This is a genomic window from Plantactinospora sp. BC1 (assembly GCF_003030345.1).
In the GTDB taxonomy this organism is placed as follows: Bacteria; Actinomycetota; Actinomycetes; order Mycobacteriales; family Micromonosporaceae; genus Plantactinospora.
Genome location: NZ_CP028158.1, coordinates 8315392 through 8333965, shown reverse-complemented (window position 1 = coordinate 8333965; position 18574 = coordinate 8315392). Strand labels below are relative to the sequence as shown.

Sequence of the window (18574 nt, the reverse complement as noted above, 5' to 3'; positions counted from 1 at the left end):
GGGGGGGGGGGGGGGGGGGGGGGGGGGGGGGGGGGGGGGGGGGGGGGGGGGGGGGGGGGGGGGGGGGGGGGGGGGGGGGGGGGGGGGGGGGGGGGGGGGGGGGGGGGGGGGGGGGGGGGGGGGGGGGGGGGAGCGACGGTGTCGGGAGCGACGGTGTCGGGAGCGACGGTGTCGGGAGCGACGGTGTCGGGAGCGACGGTGTCGGGAGCGACGGTGTCGGGAGCGACGGTGTCGGGAGCGACGGTGTCGGGAGCGACGGTGGCTCCGCCGCCTCGGCCGGTGGCTCCGCCGCCTCGGCCGGTGGCTCCGCCGCCTCGGCCGGTGGCTCCGCCGCCTCGGCCGGTGGCTCCGCCGCCTCGGCCGGTGGCTCCGCCGCCTCGGCCGGTGGCTCCGCCGCCTCGGCCGGTCCGGTGGGCTGGAAGCGGGCGCGGCCGGTGGGCTGGAAGCGGGCGCGGCCGGTGGGCTGGAAGCGGGCGCGGCCGGTGGGCTGGAAGCGGGCGCGGCCGGTGGGCTGGAAGCGGGCGCGGCCGGTGGGCTGGAAGCGGGCGCGGCCGGTGGGGGGGGGGGGGGGGGGGGGGGGGGGGGGGGGGGGGGGGGGGGGGGGGGGGGGGGGGGGGGGGGGGGGGGGGGGGGGGGGGGGGGGGGGGGGGGGGGGGGGGGGGGGGGGGGGGGGGGGGGGGGGGGTGGGGGGGGGGGGGGGGGGGGGGGGGGGGGGGGGGGGGGGGGGGGGGGGGGGGGGGGGGGGGGGGGGGGGGGGGGGGGGGGGGGGGGGGGGGGGGGGGGGGGGGGGGGGGGGGGGGGGGGGGGGGGGGGGGGGAGCAGGGGGGGGGTTGTCGGTGTGGGGGTCGCTGCCGGGGAGGTGGGTGCGCCACGGGGGGGGGGGGTGGCGGGGTGAGGGGGGGGGGAGCGGGGGGGGGGGGGGGGTGGGCGGGGGGGGGCGGGGGGGGGGGGGGCGGGGGGGGGGGCGGGGGCGGGGGGGGGGGGGGGGCGGGGCGGGGGGGGCGGGGGGGGGGGGCGGGGGGGGGGGGGGGCGGCCGGCGGGCCGGGCAGCCGGCCCCGGGGGCGGGAGGAGGGTGGCGCCCGCGCCGGGCGCGACGCGGGGGGGCCGGACGGGGGCGGCGCGGCGGTCGGGGCGGACGAGGCGCCGGCCGGCGTCGGGAGTGGCGCGCGGGCAGGGTTCGACAGCGGGATCGAACCGGGCGGGGTCCGGGCGGGTGGGCGCGGGCCGACCGGCCGGGCACCCTTCACGCCCCTGCACCACGACGACCCGACCGCGTTCCCCTCGCAGGTCGCGGCGCCCGGCAAGAGCACCCCGCGCCTGGCCGCCACCTACGACCCCGCCCACGGCACCCCGAACGCGACCGCGCTCGCCGGGCCCGACCTGCCGGCGGTACGCCTCCCCCCCCGCCCCCCCGCCGCCCCCCCCCCGCCCCCCTCCCGCCCATCCACCGTCCCCCCCGCCGCCCCCTCCGCCCCCCCCCCCGCCCCTACCGCCCCCCCTCCCCCCCAGCGCCCCTCCCCCCTCCCTCCCCCCCTCCCGCCCTCCACCCGGCCCCCGTCCCTCCACCCCGCCGCCCCACACCCCGCCCCCCACGTCCTCCCCCCGCCCCCTCCCGACCCCCCCCCCCCCCACACCACCCCCCCCCCCCCCCCCACCCCCCACCCCCCCCCTGCCGTCCAGCCCCCACGTCACGTCCAGCACCCCGTCGACCGGGTCGGTCCTCTCGACCTACACGACGTCCTGGCCGCCGCCCGCACGCTCGACGGTCGGGGTCGCGCCGGTCCCCGCCCCCGCCCCCCCCGACGGCTCGCCCCGCCCGCCCCCCCCCGTCCCCCCCCCCCCCCCCCCCACCCCCCCCCCCCCCCGCCCCGCCCCTCCCCCCCCCCCCCCCCCTCCCCCCCCGCCCCCCCCCCCTCCCCCCCCGCCCCCCCCCCTCCTCGCCGCCGAGGGCCGCCGGCCCATCCGGGGCGCGCACCGCCCCGCCCCACAACCGTCCCACCCCAGTACCACCACGGCACGCTGACCCACCGCGACCACCCCGCACCCCCCACCCCGCCTGCCCCCCCGCCCTCCCCCTCACCACGTCTCCCGTCCCCAAGGTGGGGTCCCGGAGCGGCGGGGCGGCGTGCGTGGTGGGCGTGGTGGGGTGTGGGGGGGGGAGGGGCGTGCGGCGGCAGTGCGCGCGCACGGTGCAGATGGGCGCGGCCACGGGCGGGGGCCAGAGGGCGGAAGTGGGGGGGGGCGGGCGCGGGGGGGAAGGGCCGGAGGTAGGCGGGCGTGGGCGGGGCGGGGGGGCGGGCGAGCGGGGGGGGGGGGGTCGACGGGGGGGGCGGGGGGGGGGGGGGGAGGGGCGTCGGGGGCGTGCGGGGCGGCGGACGGGTGGCGGGGCAGCGGCGGGAGGTGGGCGGATGCGCGAGGGGATATGGGCGGGCGCGGCGGTGGGGGGGGGGGAGGGGGGGGGGGGCGGTCAGGGGGGGAGGAGGCGGGCGAGCGGCGGGGGACGGTGGGGGATGGGGATGTGGGGGATGCCGCCCCCCCGCGGACGCCCGCGCCCGGCGCGGGGCCCCCGCCGCGGTGCGGGAGGGGGGCGGTCGCGGGGGTCGGGGTGAGCGTCCGTAGGGCGCCCGGCGGTCGGGCCGGGGCGGGCGGCGGCCCGGCAGGACGGTGACGTGGGCGGTGGGGCGGGGGGGCGGGGGGGGGAGGGGGGGGGGGCGGGGGGGGCCGGGGGGGGGGGGCGGGGGGGGGGGGGGTGGGGGCGGGGGGGGGGGGGGGCGGGGGCAGGGGGGGGGGGGGGGGCTGCCGGCTCTTCGGCCGGCGGTGGGTTTGTGCGGGGGGGGTGGACGCGGGGGCGGCGCGGGCGGTGGGCGGCCCGTCCGGGCCGGCCGCCCTGGCGGCGGTGGGCGGGGCGGCCCTGGTGGAGCCGCGACCCACCGAGGGCCCGGGGCCGACCGGGCCGGGCCGACGGTGCCGCCCCCGCCGCCCGCGACCCCGCTGCCCACCACCAGGGCGGCGTCCGCGCGCCTCGGCTCCGTCGGTCCCGCCTCGGACCGGCTCAGCGCGGGCTGCCCCGCGCCCGATGCCGGACCCGTGCCGTACCCCCCCCCCTGGTCCCTCGCCCCCGCGCGCCGCTCGTCCCGCGCCACACCAGCCCCCCCCCCGCCCCCCCCCCCACCCCCCCCCCCCCCCCCGCCCCCCCGCCCGCCCCCGCCCCCCCCCCCCCCGCCCCCCCCCGCCCCGCCCCCCCCCGCCCCCCCGCCCCCCCCCCCCCCCTCCCCACCCCCCCCCCCCCCCCCGCCCACCCCTGCCCGCCACCCCGCGCACCCCGCCACCCTGCCGCACGCCCCGCCGCACCCCCCCCCCCGACCGCAGCGCCGCCCCGACCCCCCGACGGAGCGGTGGGGGGAGCGGCGGGGGGGGGGGGGGGGGGGGGGTGGGTGGCGGCTGGGGGTGGGGGTGGGGGGTGGGCGGGGGGGGGGCGGGGGGCGGGCGGGGTGGCGGGGGGGGGGGGGCGGGGGGGGTGGGTGGGGGGGGGGGGGGGGGGGTGCGGGGGGGGGGCGGGGGGGTGGGGCGGGGGGGGGGGCGGGGGTGGGGGGGGGGGGGGGGAGGGCGGGTGGGGGGGGGGGGGGGTGGGGAGGGGGGGGGGGGGGGGGGGGGCGGCGGGGGGGGGGGGGGGGGGTGGGGTCGGGTACGGGAGGGGGCGGGGCGGCCGGGCGGGGGGGGGGGGCGGAGGGGGGGAGGGGATGGGGGAGGGCTGGGGGGGGGGGCGCGGCGGACGGGGGGGGGGCGGGGGATGCGGAGCGGGGCGGGGCGTGCCCGGGCCGCGGGGGGCGTACCAGCCGATGAAGGCCAGGTAGTAGGCGCCGTCCTGTGGGTACGCCAGGAACGACTGCGGGAAGGCGAGGTTGACCAGTACGGCCCCGAACGGCCCGATCGGCCCGGCAATCCCGATCAGGGCGCCGGCGGGCCGCCTCGCCCGGCGCTGGGCGGCGGCTGGGGCCAGCTCGGCGGCGGACACCGGCCGGGCCGGGCGGGCCCGGAGCGCCGCGTTGCGGCGTGAGGTGTTGGGGTACGGCGGGAGGTCAGCACCGGTGCGCGCCGAGCGCAGCAGGTTGAGGAAGCGGGGGGGGTAACGGGGGGGGGAGGTGAGGAGGCGTCCCGGGGTCCAGCCGGGAAGCGGGCGGGGCTCGCCCGTCGCAGCGGCGTCGGGAGGGTAGGTGGTCCGCGACTGCGGGGACGTCGATCGGGCCAGGTCGGGCATCTGAGTCAGTTGGATTGAATCACTAACAACATGAAGTCGGCACTATCGTTTGTATATGTTGATACAGGCAGAACGCGGGATGCGAGTTTCGCGTTAGTCTCGTGGGCTAGGAGATGTGTATAAGCGGCAGACTCGGCCACTGGTGTGCCCGTCCAGCACCGTTCGTTGATTGGTCGGCCGTCGCCATCCCGCCGGCCGACCAATCAACGAACGGTGCTGGACGGGCACACCAGTGGCCGAGTTGGTCGCTTCACCCCGGCACAGCGGAATCGCGCTCGGCTACGCGAGCGGATGTGACCACGCCTCCTTTACAAACATGACGCCGCCGACGGTAATCAGTGTGTAAAGTGCTGTGAGGTCCGTTGCTTCAGAGAAAACATTATTACTTCTCCTTGTTGTACTCAACGATTTGTTCCACTCCTATCTCTGTACACCTCCACCCCGGCTCGCACGCCGCGGTCCCGATCCGCGTGCAGCGCGCCCCGCAGCGCCTGCGCGCCGCCTCCGACGCCTCCCCGCTGCGGTTCTTCCCCCCCGGACTCGTCGACCCGATCACGCCCGCCCGCCCACACCTGCCCCGCTTCCTCGCTGCCGGCCCGCCCCCGCCCGCCCCCCGCCCCCCCCCCCCTCCCCGCCCCCCCCCCCCTCCCCCCCCCCCCCCCCTCCCCCCCCCCCCCGCCCCCGCCCCCCCCCCCCCCCCCCACGCCCCCCCCCCCCCCCCCCCCCCCCCTCCCCCCCCCACCCCCCCCCCCTCCCCCCCCTCCCCCCCCCCCCCTCCCCCCCTTTTCCTTCTTTATCTCCCCTTCTTCCCCCTTCCCCTCCCACTCCCACCCCCCCCCCCCCCTCTCCCTCCCCCCTCCTCCCCGGGGTGCGGTGCGGGGGGGGGTGTCGGTGGGCTGGGGGGCGCTGGGGGAGGTGGCGAGGGTGCGGGGGGCCGGCGGAGGTGGGGGGGGGGGGGGGGCGGGGCGGGGGGCGGGGGGGGGGGGGGGGCGGCGGGGGGGGGGGGGAGGGGGGCGGGGGGGGGGGGGGGGGGGGGGGGCGGGGGGGGTGGGGGGGGGCGGGGGGGCGGGCGGCGGGGGGGCGGGCGGGGCGGCGTGGGGGGCGGTCGGCACAGGAGGCGGACGCCGGTGCGGGGGGGGGGCGGGTGGGTGTGGGCCGGGGGCGCGTCGGGCGGCGGGGGGGGGGGCCAGGGGCAGCACCGCCAGGGGGGTGCGGGCGGCCGGCCGGGCGACGGCGGGGGGGGTCGGCGGGCCGAGCCGGGGGGGGATCCGTCGGGCGAGCGCGGTCGCCGCGGCCAGGGGGTGGAAGGGTGGTGGAGAAGTGGCGGGGTGTCGGGGGGGGGGGGGCAGGGGGGTCAAGGGAGTGGTCGGGGCAGTGGGGGGGGGTGGGGTGGCGGAGGGGGTGGGGGGGTGGCAGCGGGTGCAGGGGCAGGGGCGCGGGGGGGGGGGGCGGGGGGGGAGGGGGGGGGGGGTGGGGGGGGTGGGGGGGGGGGGGGTGGGGGGGGTGGGGGGGGGGGCGGGGGGGGGGCGGCCGGGGGGGGGGGTGGGGCGGGGGGGCGCGGGGGAACCGCGGGTAGGGGGGGCACGGGCGGGGGCGGGGCGGCGCGGGGGGGGGCGGGGGGGGGGCGGGGGCGGGCGAGGGGCGGGGGGCGGGGGGCGGGGGGGTGGGCGGGGCGGTGCTGGGGCTGACGGGGCAGGGGGGGCGGCGGGTGTACGGCGGCGACTAGGTGGTGGGGGTTGGTGGCGTCGGGTGAGGGCGCGGTGACGTGGGCGGCGCGCGTTGGGCAGAGCGTCGGGGGTGCGGGGGAGCGGGCGGGGGTGGGGGGCGCGGTGGGTGCGCAGGCGGGGGGGCGGTGGGGGGGGGGGGGGGGCGGGCGGCGGGGGGGGGGGGGGGGGGGTGGGGGGAGGGGGGGGGGGGGGGGGCGGTGGGGGGGGGGGGGCGGGGGGCGGGGGGGGGGGGGGGGCGGGTGGGGGGGGGGGGGGGGGGGGCGCGGGGGGGGGTGGGGGGGGGGGGCGGGGGGGGGGGGGGGGGGCGGGCGGGCGGGGGGGGGCGGGGGGGGCGGGGAGGGGGGCGGGCGGGGTGGGCGGGACGGGGGGGGGGAGCGGGGGCGGGTGGGCGGAAGCGGGGTTTGCGGGGGGGGGGGTGGCGGGGGCAGGGGTACCCGCCGGGGCCATCGGTCCAGCCCGCCCCCGCCGCGCCGACCGGTACGCCGTTCGCGCCGGCGGCGCGCTCGCCGGTGCCGCCCCCCTCCACCCGCCCCAGCCACAGCGGCACCCCCCCCGCCCCCCCCCGACCTCCCCGCCCCCCCCCGTCCCCCCCCCGCACGGGCCCCCCGCGCGCGCGCCCCCCCCCCCCCGCCCCCCCCCCCCTCCCCCCGCCCCCCCCCCCCCCGCGCCCCCCCGCCCCCGCCCCGCCCCCCGCCCCCCCCCCCACCCCCCGCCCCCCCCCCCCCCCCCCCCCCCCCCGCCCCGGCCCCCCCCCCCCCCCCACCGCCCCCCCCCCCCCCCCCCCCGCGCACCCCCCCCCCCCCCCCCCCCCCCCCCCCCCACGCCCCCCCCCCCCCCCCCCCCCTCCCCCCCCCCGCCCCCCCCCCCCCTCTCCCCCCCCCCCTGCTTCACCGCAGCCCCCCGTCGTCGAGCCGGCTCAACCCCGGCAGTTCCCCCCCCCCGCCCCCCCCCCCCCCTCCCCCCCCCACCCCCCCCCCCCCCGCGCCCCCCCCCCCCCGCCCCCCCCGCCCCCCCCCCCTCCCCCCCCCCCCTCCCCCCCTCCCCCCCCGCCCCCCCCCCCCCGCCCCCCCACCCCCCCCCCCCTCCCCCCCCCGCCCCCCGCCCCCCCCCCCCGCCCCCCCCCCCCCGCCACCCCCCCCCCCCCGCCCCCCACCCCCCCCACTCCCCCCCCCCCCCCCCCGTCGCCGCGGCCCACTCCGTCCCCCCCCCCACGCGCGCCACCCACCAGCCCCCCTCGCCGGAGCCCCCCGCCCCGCTCCTCCCCCCCCCCGCGCAGCCCACCCTGCCCTTCTCGCCCTCTCGCCCCACCCTCCCCCCCCCGGTCGTACCCGACCACCCGCAGCGCGCCGCGCTCGGCCCGGCCCCAGGCCCGCAGCAGCCGCGCGGCGACCACCTCGTCACAGCCCCCCCCGGCGGCCCAGGACAGGTGTACGCGGCCGGCGCCGAGCAGCGCCCCCAGCGCCCGCACCCCGCCGGCCCCGCCCCCCCCCCCGGCCCCCCCCCCCCCCCCCCCCGCCCCCCCCCCCCGGCCCCCCGCCCCCGCCCCCCCCCCCCCTCCCCCTCCGCCCTGTCGCTCGCCGCCGCCGCCCTCTCCCGCCCCCCCAGTTCCCCGCCCACCGTCACCGGGCCGCGCTCCCGGGACCCGGCCTCCCGGGCAGTCCCCGTCCCCACCGCCCTCAACCCGCCCACCGGGCCGTCCCGCAGGACCAGCACCGCCCAGACGATAGCCAGCGCGCCCCCCCCCACCAGGACACCCGAAAAGAGGAGGCGGGAGATGGAAAGGGGGGAAGTGAGGGCGAGGGTGGAGGCGGGGGAAGGGGGTGTTTTTTTCAGATGTGGATAGGAGGCAGGACCGGGCTGGCGATGGCCCGCCGCCGTGACCTGCCGGGTGCGCTGGCCGCCGTGCACCCGACGTACCGGGTGCCGCATCGGGCCGAACTCGCCGTCGCCGGGGTGGTGGTGCTGGTGGTGGCGCCCGGCGACGTCCGGCACGCGATCGGCTTCTCCAGTTGTACCGTGCTGGTCCTGCCGCTTATACACCTCTGACGCCGCCGACGATATGCACGTGTTCGCTCTTGGCGGCCGCCGTCGCCTTCAATATAAAACTGCCCTACTCATTCCGACGTCCACCTTTCTCCAGCTACTAGTTCGCCCCGCCCCGCACCTGCGCCCGGCCGAGCCACCGCGGCCCCCCGAGGCGGCCCCCCCCACCGCCCCGCCCCCTACCGTCGAGCCGGCCCGGCCACCGGCCCCCGTCGAGCCCCCCCTCCTCCTCTACCCCGGACCCCCGCTCCCACCGCCTCCGGTCCGGCCACCCCCCCCCCCCCCCCCCCCGCCCTCCCCCCCCCCCCCCCCCACCGCCCCCCCCCCCCCCCCCCCCGCCCCCCACCCCCCCCCCCCCCCACCCCCCCCGCCCCCCGCCCCCCCCCCCCCCACCCCCCCCCCGCCCGCCGCCCCCACCCCCCCCCCCCCGCCCCCCCTCCCCGCCCCGCACGTCGCCCGGCCCCCCCGCCGCCCCCCCCGTCGCCTGCCCGTCCCCACCCTGTGGCCACCCCCCGCCCCCCCCCCCCCCCCGTCCCCGCCCCGCCTGAGGTGGTGGGGTGGGGTGGCGGGTGTGCGGGGCGGGGGGGTGTCCGCGGGTGGTCAGCGGCCGGGGGGTGGGGGGGGTTGGGGGGGGGCGGGGCGGTGGGTGGGGGCGGGGGTGGGGGTGGGGGGGGGGTGGGTGGGGGGGGGGGGGGGCGGGGCGGGGGCGGGGGGCGGGGGGGGTGGGGGGGGGGGGCGGGGGGGGGTGGGGGGGGGGGGGGGGGGCGGGGGGGGGCGGGGGGGCGCGGGGGGGGGGGGGGCGGGGGAGGGGGGGGGGGGTGGGGGGGAAACGGGGTAGGCGGACGGGGCGGGGCGGGGGGCGGAGGACGGGGGCGGGGGCGCGGTCGGCGGGCGGGTGGGGCGAAGCGGCCTGGGACAGGGGCAGAGGGGACGAGCCGGGCGAGGGGCGGGCCGGGCAGGGGAGCGAGGCCGGGGCGGGGGTGGTCCCGTCACCCGTACCCTCGGCGTCGTCCCCGCCGCCCACCTCCCCTACGCCTTCGACCCCCCGCAGGCGGCCGCCTTCCCCGCCGGCCTCGCCCAGGTGTGCGCCCACCGCGCCTCCGCGCCCCCCACTGCGCCCCCCCTAACGGGCCCCGCGCACCACCGCCGCCCCCCCGCCCCCCCCCACCCCCCCCCCCCCCCCGCCCCGCCCCCCCCCCCCGCCCCCCCCCCCCCCCCACCGCCCCCCCGCCCCCGCCCCCCCCCCCCCCCTCCCCCCCCCCCGCCCCGCCCCCCCCCCCCGCCCGGCCGGTGACGCCCTCCCTCATAGCCACACACGACGCTCCCGCCGCCGCCCACCTCGCCGACCCCCCTCCGCACCCTGACCCCCCCCCGCTGCGCCCCCGCACCGGCAACCGCCCCCCACAGACCCTGCACACCCACGCCCACCCCGGTACCCCTCGCCGTAGCGGTCGCGCTGACTGCACCCCGGCCCTGCGCCGGCTCCTCGCCCCGACCCGGCGGCACTTCCACCTCAGCGGTCTCGCCGCTGCTGCGGGCGTTCGTCCTGTCGGGTGCCGCGTCCCCCGCCTGCGCCCCTCCCGCCGCCGCCCCCCTCGCGCTCATCGGCCCCCGCGCGCGCCCGCCGTCCCGCCGGCCCGGCCGCCCGGCCGCCGCCCGGCCCGCCGCCCCGGACCGGTTGGGCGCGCCCCACCACTCCCGCGCGACGCCCCGACCCTCCGAGGGCCCCGTCGGAGCGCCGGCGGGAGCCGGAGGCGGGCCCCACGGGCCGCCCCACCCGGAGCCTGCACGGCCCCGGCCCCCCCCAGGCCCCGCCCCGCCGGCCCGCCCGGGTGGCACGGGGACGCCAACCGGCGATGCGGTCCCGGTAACTGTGCCATAGAGTTTGGCTTTAGTCACAGTTGATACCACGTTGGCATGTCATCTTCTAGACATCAGCTGCTTGCGTAATACTTGCTGTAGGTCGCATGTGTAACTGTAGCTTGGTGAACTGCGGCGGGGAACAGCGGGATCTAGACTAGCCTGGTCGTCGGCAGGGTCAGATGTGTATGTTTTTTTTTAGATGTGTATAGGGGCCAGCCCGGGTGGAACGGCGCGAGCCAGCCGCCCGTCGGGTCGACCGCCAGGTCGGCGTCGCCGTGCCGGGCGGCGGCCCGGTGGTACCGCCGCAGCCTGTGGAACCGCTTGCCCTGGAACAGCGTGTCGCCGTAGAGGGCCCGGGCCGGCTCCGGCGGCACCGGCGGCAGTCCGGCACCGGCCGCGGGGGTGGGGGTGAGGCCGCGCGAGGCGGGGGGGGGGGGGGGGTGGGTGGGGGGTGGTGGCGGAGGGCGGGGACGGGGGGGAGGGGGGGGGGGGGGGGGGCGGGGGGGGGGGGGCGGGGGGGGCGGGGTGGGGGGGGGGGGCGGGGGGGGGGGGGGGGGGGGGGCGGGGGGTGGGGGGGGGGGGGGCGGGGGGTGGGGGGGGGGGGGTGGGGGGGGGCGGGGGGGGGGGGGGGGGGGGGGGAAGGGGGGGGGGGGGGGGGGGGGGAGCGGCCGTGGCGCGGGGAGGAGGAGGCGGGGCGGGCAACCGAGATGGGGGCCGCGGGGGAGGAGGAGGGGCGGAGGCGCCGGGCGGAGGCACTCGACGACCTGATGGCGGACGAGGACGGTGCCGGCGAGGTGGTGGCCGTGGTCGACAGGATGGCCCGTTGACCGGCCGAGCAGGGGGGGGGACGGTGGGGTGGTGGGGGGGGGGGGGTGCGGGGAGGGGGGGGGAGGGGGGGGGGGGCGGAGAGGGTGGCGGGGGCGGGGTGGGGGGTGGGGTGGTGGACGGGGCGCGGCGGGTGGGGGAGAGGGGGACGTGGGGCGCGGGGAGTGGGGCGGGGCGGGGGGGGAGGGGGGGAGCGGAGGGTCGGGAGGCGAGGGGGGGGGGGGGGCGGGGGGGGGGGGGGCGGGGCGGGGGGGGGGGGGGGGGGGGGCGGGGGAAGCGTCGGCGGCGGCGGAGTGCAGGGGGGGGGGGAGGGGGTGGGCGGGAAGCGGGACGAGCGGGGTGGGGCGGTGGGGGAGGGGGGGGAGCGGGAGGGGATGGCGGGGATGGCTGGGACCATGGACACGGCGCGGAGGGGGAGCCAGGGGGGGGGGGTCGCGCCGCCGGGGGGGGAGATCGGCATCCCCCCCCACCCCCCCCACCCTCCCGCCCCCCCCCTCCTCACCGCCGAACCCCAACACCGCCCCCCACCCCCCCCCCCCCCTCTCCACCCCCCACGCCCCGCCCCACCCCCCGCCCCCCCCCCCCCCCCCCCCCCCCCCCCCCCCCCCGCCCGGCCCCCCCCCCCGCCCCCCCCCCCTCCCCCCCCGCCCCCCCCCCCCCCCCCCCCCCCCCCCCCCCAGCCCCCCCACCCCCCCCCCCCTCCCGCCCCCCCACCCCCCCCCCCTCCCCCCCCCACCCCCCCCACCCCCCGTGCACCTCCCCCCGCCTCAGCGTGCCCCCCCCGCGTCCCAACCAGCACCACCCACACTCGCCCCCCGCAGCCAGCACCCGGCACCGTCCCCCCCCGCGCCCCCGCACACAGCCCCCCGCCCACCCGCGCCGCACCGGCCAACCACCACCTCGCGTCGAGAGGTGCGGGGCCATCTGGGGAGTATACCGTCCAGGGATGGGTTCGGACTGAGCGGCCGAGCCGGAGGTGCTTGAGGTCGCCCCGCCCGCACCTGGGCGAGCGGACCCTGGCCGGCGTCGTCGCACGGGTCTGCGAGCCGGCGACGCACGTGCCGAGCGAGGGGCAGGCCGTGGCGAGCGGCGGCTGGAGCCGCGAGGGGGGGCGGGGGTGTACAGGCGCGGCAGGCTCGCCATGGGGTGCTGGCTGTGGGGGGACCGGTGCGGCGCGCCCAGTCACGCCGCGCAGGGGCGGCGGCTGCAGAGCCGGACGGGCCGGCCGACCCGGACGTTCGGGGTGGGTCTGCCGGCGAGGGCCAGCTGCTCGGCGCGCCCGGTCATACCCGCAGCGGCCGCGGGCCGGGCTGCCGGACTGTCCGGAGCTCCACTCGGCTACCCAGCGCGTGGCCTGGCGATGCGTGTGGAGCAGGTCGTCTGCGGGGGTGGGGTGCCCGGGCACGGACGGGCGGGCGCCGCGTCGGCGCGCGCGCGGGCGTGGGGGGCGGGGGGGGGCGGGAGCGGGCGCGGCGAGCGGGAGCGGAGGGGGCGGCGCGGGGGGGGGGGGGGGGGCGGGGAGGGGGGGGGGGGGGGGGCGGGGGCGGGGGGGGGGGGGGGGGGTGGGGGCGGGGGGGGGCGGGGCGGGGGGGGGGGGGGGGGTGGAGGGGGGGGGGGGGGGGGAGGCTGGGCCAGCCGACGGTCGGCAGGATGTGGCGGGGGGCATGGACCGGGGGGGTCACGTTGGCGGACTGCAGAGGGTTGGCCGTGGCGGGCGTGCGGACGGCACCGGCGGTGGGGGGGACGATCCGGAGGACGGCCGGCGGGCGGGCCGGCCAGGCGATGGACGGGGGTTGTGTCGGGGTGTGGTGGCGGTTGTGTGGGGGTGGGGCGGGGCGGGTGTGGGGGTGGGGACAGGGTGCGGGTTGGGTGCGGGCGGGGCGGGGTCGGACGGGCGTTGGTGGGGGGTGGCGGGGCGCGGTGGCGGCGGGCGTGGGGGTGGGGTGGTGGGGTCGGGGGTGGTCGGGGGGGTGGGGCGGGGGGGGGGGCGGGGGGGCGGGCGGGGGGGGGGGGGGTGGGGGGGCTGGGGGGGGGGGGGGGGGGGGGGCGGACTGAGGGGGATGGCTCGGGTGGGGGAGGGGGGGATGCGGGGGGGGGGGCGGAGGCGGGGGCGGGGCGAGGGGGGGTGGGGGGACGGGGGGGACGCCGACGGCGTGGGCTTGCGGCCGGGGGCGGGCAGGAGGGAGGGGATCGGGAGCGGGGGGAGCGCGGGGCGGCGGGTCGGTACTGACGCTACCCGCACACCCCCGGCCGCGCCGGCCGGCCCCCCCCCCCCTCCACCCCCCCGCACCGCCTCCCCACCTCCCTCCCCCCCCACGCCGCCCCCCCCCCCCCAGCCCCCCCCCCCCCCCCGACCCCCGCCCTCCGCCCCCCCCCACCCCCCCCCCCCCTCCCCCCCTCCCCCCCCCCTCCCCCCCCCCGCCCCCCCCCGCCCCCACCCCCCCCCCCCCCCCCACCTCCCCCCCCCCCCCCCCCCCCCCTCCCCCCACCCCCCCCCCCCCCGCCCCCCACCCCCCCCACCCCCCCCCCCCTCCCCCCCTCCCCCCCACCTTGGCGCCCACCACCCCCACCCCTCCCCCCACACCCAGCCCCCCCCGCCCACCCACCACCCGCCCACCCACCGCCCCGCCTCCACCCCCGGCACCCCGCCGCGCCTCCCCGCCCCCCACACCCCCCCTGAGGAGAGGGCTGGTGTAGAGGGAAGGTGGGGCGGGGGGGGCGGGTGGGGAGGTGGTGGGAGCGGGGAGGGGGAGAGGGGGAGTGAGGAGGGGGCGGGTGGGGGGGGGGGGGAGGGAGAGGGAGAGGGCGGGGGGTGTGAGGAGGCGCGCGGGAGCGAGGAGAGGGGTGGGGGGGGGGAGGGGGGGGGGGGGCGGGGGGGGGGGAGGGGGGGGGAGGGGGGGGGGGGTGGGGGGGGAGGCGGGGGGGGGGGGGGGGGGGGGAGGGCGGGCGCGGGGGGGGGGGGGGGGGGGGGGCGGGGGGGGGGGGCGGCGGGGGCGGGGGCGGGGGTGGGGATGGGGAGGGGGGGCCGGCGGGGGGGGGGGGGCGTGCGGGCTGGAGCGGGCGGTGGCGGGGGGCATGCGGCGGCCGGTCCGGGGGGGGTGGGCGGCGGGTGGAGGGTGGGTCGGGGGGGGGTGGGGGAGAGGGTGGGGCGGGGGGGAGGGGGGTGGGGGGGAGGGGGGGGCGGGAGGGGGGAGGGGGTGGGAGAGGGAGGGGGGGGGAGAGGGGAAGGGGGCGGGAGGGGGAGGAGGAGAGGGGGAGGGAGGGGGAATAGGGAGGTGGGGAGGAGGGGGAGGAGTGGGATGGGAAGGGGGAGAGGGGGAAAGGGGACGAAAGGAAGAGGAAAGGGGGGGGGGGGAGGGGGGGAGGGGGGGGGGGGGAGGGGGGGCGGGGGGGGGGGGCGGGGCGGGGGGGGGGGGGGGGGGGGGGGCGCGGGGGGGGGGGGCGGCGGGGGGGGGGCGGGGGGGGGGGGGGGGGGGGGGGGGCGGGGGGAGGGGGGGCGCGAGGGGGGTCGAGACCGGGGCGGGTGGGCGGGGGGGCGCGAAGGGGAAGGTGGGGGGGAGGGGGGGGGGCGCCCCCCCTGGCCCGCCCCCCGCTCCCCTACTCCCGCCCCCCCCGCCTGCCGCTCGCGCGCCCCCCCCCCCCCCCCCCCCCGCCCCGTCTCCCCGCCCCCTCCCCGCGCCCCCCCCCCCCCCTCCCCCCCCGCCCCCCCCGCCCCCCCCCCCCCCCCCCCCCCCCCCCTCCACCCCCCCCCCCCCCCCCACCCCGCCCCCCCCCCCCCCCCCCACCCCCCCCCCCTCCCCCCCCCCCCCCCCCCCCCCCCCCCCCCCCCCTCCCCCCCCCCCCCGCCCCCCCCCCCCCCCCCCGCTCCCCCCCCCCCCCCCCCCCCCACCCCCCCACCCCCCCCACCCGCCCCCCCCCCCCCCCCCCCGGTCTTCCACCACTCAGCCGCCGACCCCCCGCGATACCCGGGCCCACGCCACGATATCTTCAACCGACTCCAGCACTGCTGCAGTGATCCCGCTGCGCGTGGCAGGGCGGGGCTCCGTGCGGGTCCGGGGCGTGGGCGGGGGTCGGTGGGCGCCGCGGGTTCGGGGTACGCGGCCCGGAGCTGGGGATGGCGCTGCCGCAGGGGGCCCCGCCCGGACGGCGCGGCCGGGTGGGCGGGGGTGGGGGCGGCGCGGGGGGGGGGGGGGGGGCGCGGGGGGGGGGGCGGGGGGTGGGGGAGGGGGGGGGGGGGGCGGGGGGGGCGGGGGGGGGGGGGGAGCGGGGGGGGGGGGGGGCGGGGGGGGCGGGGGCGGGGGCGGGGGGGGGCGACCGACGCGGCGCGGGCAGCGTGTTGGGGTCATGCAGTGGTGGCGCCGGGTGGGGCGGATGGGCCGGGGGAGAGCGCGGGCGGGGCGGAGGGGGCAGCGACGGCCACGGGTGCGGCACGGAGGGGATGTTGGGGGAGGAGGTTACAAAGGACAACCGGCGGTACTGGGTGCGTACCTTGACGGTGTCCCGCCAGAAGTCGACCGACGACTTGCCCGCCTCCGCCATCGGTCAGAAGATCGATCTGTCGACGAGCTGGTCCCAGCCGATAAGTTCCGGGATCGGTGCCCAAGGCGCGTGGCTGGACACCAGAGGGATCGTGGCCATCACAGGAGGATGGTATGGAGTGGAGATGTCTCTTATACAAATATAAAAAAAAAAAACGTCAATATAACTGCGTCCATAACAACTTTAGCTGGGCTCACATAAACGAGTCGAATAAATTCCTTAACGATAAACTTCTTACGAAAAATTTTGTTATTAGCTGGCAACATACAAACATTCATAACATTATCCTTTATCAGCAACGTCAATGCCAAGCATTTACTAGTAGTACCCATAAAAGTACCCGCCCGCCGCCGGTCAGCCCGGCCGTGCACCGCTCCCCGGTGCCCCCCCTGCCGCCGCCCCACTCGCCACCCCCCACGGCGCGCCCCCCGAGCACCCCCCCGCGCACGCCGGCCGCCGAGCCCACCGACCGCGTGCCGCCCCCCTGCCCCCGGGTGACTCCGGCCCACTCCGCCCCCCCCGCCCACACAGCCCGCCTCCCCCCGCACCCCACGCCCTCCACCCCCCGCCCGCCCCCCCCCCCCCCCCCGCCGCCCCCCCCCCCCCCCTCCCCCGCCCCCCCCCCCCCCCCGCCGCGCAACCCCCCCCCCGCCCCGCACCCCGTCGGCCCCTGCCCCCGAGCTCCACGCTCCCCACCCCCACCCCCGCCGTCTCGCGCCCCCACCCCCACCCCCCCGCCGCGCAGCGCGCCACACCCCACCCCCCGCGGCCCCCCGCCCTCCCACCTCCCCCAGGTGCTGGACAAGACGCCCACCCACCAGGTCACCCCCCCCCCCGTCGGCGCGACCCCGGTCCTCCTCCGTACCGTCCCGCCCCACGCTCACACGCCCCAGGCCCGCCTCCCCCTCACCCACAGGGCCGCCCCCCCCACCCCGCCCCCCGCCCCCCCCCCGCCCCCCCACCCCCCCCCCCCCCCCCCGCCCCCCACCCCCCCCCCCCCCTCCCCCCCCCCCACCCCCCCCCCCCCCCGCCCCCGCCCCCCCCCCCCCCCCCTCCCCCCCCCCCCACCCCCCCCGCCCCCCCCCCCCGCCCCGCCCCCCCCCACCGCGCCCGCGCCCCGCCCGGCCGACCGGCAGCGCGCACCCCACCGCCCACTCCCAGCGCACGCTGCACACCACACCCGGTCGCCCGCGCACCGCCCCACAGCCCTGCAGGCCACGCGCGACGACACACAGGGCCCCGAGGGTGCGGTGGTGGCGGGTGGCGGTGGTGGTGGCGGGGTGCGCGCAGGTGTGGGGGGGAGGCGGGATGGGGCAGGTGGGGGAGTGGGGGAAGAAGGGAGAGAGAGGAAGGGGGGGTGGGGCTGGGCGGTGGGTGGGAGGGGGGGGGAGGGTGGCGTGGGGGAGGTGGGAGGGGCGGGGGGGAGGGGCGCGGGGGTGAGTGGGGTGGTGGGGGTGGGGGGGGGGGGGGGGTGGGAGGGGGGGGGGGGGGGGCGGGTGGGGGGGGGGGGGGGGGCGGGGGGGGGGGGGGCGGGGGGGGTGGGGGGGGGGGCGGGCTGGGCGGGCGGCGCGGGGGGGGGGCGCGCGGGGGGGGGGGCGGGGCGGGTGGCGCGGGCCGCCGGGATCGAGGGGACGGGGCTGGCCGTCGGCGCGGCGCTGCTCGGCGGGGCCGGCGCGTTCGGCCGGCGGGGCGGGGTCCACTCGCCCGCCCACCGCCCCCGGTTCGCGGCGCCCCCGCTCGCCGCCGCCCCCGTCCCGCGCGCCCCCCCGCCCCGCCCGCTCCCCGACCCCCCCCGCCCGCCCACCCGCTTCCCCGGCGCCCGCGCCGACCCCGCCCGGACCCCGGCCGGCGACGTCGCGGCGACCCTCCCCCCCCCCCCCCCGCCCCCCACCCCCCCCCCCCCCGCCCCCCCCCCGCCCCCGCGCCCCCCCCCCCCCCCCCCCCCCTCCCCCCCCCCGCCCCCCCCCCCCCCCCCTCCCACCCCCCGCCCCCCCCCCCCCCCCCCCGCCCCGCCGCCCCCCCCGCCTCCCCCCCCGCCCTCCCCCCCCCACCGCCCCGCCCCACCCCGCACAGCCCTCCGCGCGTACCGCCCCCCTCCCCGCACCACTCCTCACCCCCACCCCCGGCCTCCTCCCCCCTACCCGCGACCCCTGTGCCGTGTGGCTGATGTGTACATGTGTGGGGGTGGGCAGCGGGGTGTTGCGTGGTGTCATGTGATTGCTATCTTGTTTTTGTTTGGATCCGGCGTTCGTGGAGCTCTGCTCACTGCGTATCGTCGGCACCGTCAGCTGTGTATAAGATACCTGGTGCGCGCTGAGCCATTCGTTCACCCGCTCTGCCAGTCGCAGCAACGCTGGCCCTGCCCGGCGGTGCCGGTACGGTGCTACCTGCTCGCCGGGGGCACGGCGGCGCATCCGGACGACTACGGCGCGGTCTTCGATGGTGTCGGGCGTGTCTCTTATCCACATCTGAAAAAAAAAAGAATGCACACATGAGAGACTCAAGAAACTCAACGTCCACAACTCATCGCAGGTCTACAAGATTTACGAACACGCTGCTTTCGCCGTACCCTGCACGTTGACGTTGTTGACCCTCACCGCGTTCATCCCGCAGCCCACGAGCCGCCGCGCGTAGTCGCCTACCCGATCCGGGTCCCGGCGCCGCGCACCGTCGCCCCAGAAGCCCGACCCTCCCCCGTCGCCCCGCTCCACCTGCCCCAGCACCGCCTGCACGCCCACCGCCCCCCCGTGCCCGACCAGCCCCCCCCCGCCCGCCCCCCCCCCCCCCCCCCCCGCCCCCTCCCCCCCCCCCCCCCGCCCCCCCGCCCCGCCCCCCCCCCCCCTCCCCCCCGCGGCGCCCGCGCGCCCCCCCTCCCCCGTGCCCCCGCCGCCCACGGCCCCCACCCGCCCCCCCTCCCCCCCGCCCACCCCCCCGCCCGCGCCCCCCCCCCGCCGCCACCCCCCCGCCCCCCCGCCGCCCCCGCCCCCCCTGCCCCCGACCCCACGCCCACCACCATGGTGTGCTGGCGGGTGGGAGGTGGGGCGGGTGCGTGTTGTGGGTGTTGGTGTGGGTCGGGGGGGCGGGGGTGGCGTGGGGTGTGCGGTGGGTGTTGCCGCTCGGTGTGGGGGTGTGGGCGGTGTCGTGGGGGCCGTACGGGGGGGGTGGGGGGGGGTGGGGGGGGGTGGGGGGGGGGGTGTGGGGGGTGGGGGGGGGGGGGCGGGGGGGGCCGGGGGGGGGGGGCGGGGGGGGCGGGGGGGGGGGGGGCGGCGGCGGGCGGGGCGGGGGCGGCGGGGGGGGGGGCGGGGCGGCGGAGCCGGC

Annotated in this window: 2 protein-coding genes and 1 pseudogene; 1 reads left to right on the top strand and 2 read right to left on the bottom strand. The window is 83.7% G+C overall.

What is annotated here, in order from left to right; translation table 11 throughout:
* Positions 1–7831 precede the first annotated feature (7831 nt).
* Positions 7832–8011, top strand: a pseudogene (locus C6361_RS37445) (amino acid permease); the annotation flags it as partial.
* A 7376-nt stretch (positions 8012–15387) separates the two neighbouring features.
* Here C6361_RS37445 and C6361_RS39430 read toward each other — a convergent pair.
* The gene (locus C6361_RS39430; protein ID WP_369931473.1) at positions 15388–17670 is read right to left on the bottom strand and encodes a DUF3631 domain-containing protein; all 2283 of its coding nucleotides are present in this window, start codon (positions 17668–17670) and stop codon (positions 15388–15390) included.
* A gap of 129 nt (positions 17671–17799) precedes the next feature.
* Positions 17800–17967, bottom strand: a complete 168-nt coding sequence (locus tag C6361_RS39425; protein ID WP_369931472.1) for a hypothetical protein — start codon at positions 17965–17967, stop codon at positions 17800–17802.
* Positions 17968–18574 lie beyond the last annotated feature (607 nt).

What these genes read in the sequence shown, in the direction of transcription:
- C6361_RS39430 (WP_369931473.1), bottom strand. Translation starts at nt 17,670, where the DNA reads ATGCGCCGCCGTGCCCCCGGCGAGCAGGTAGCACCGTACCGGCACCGC.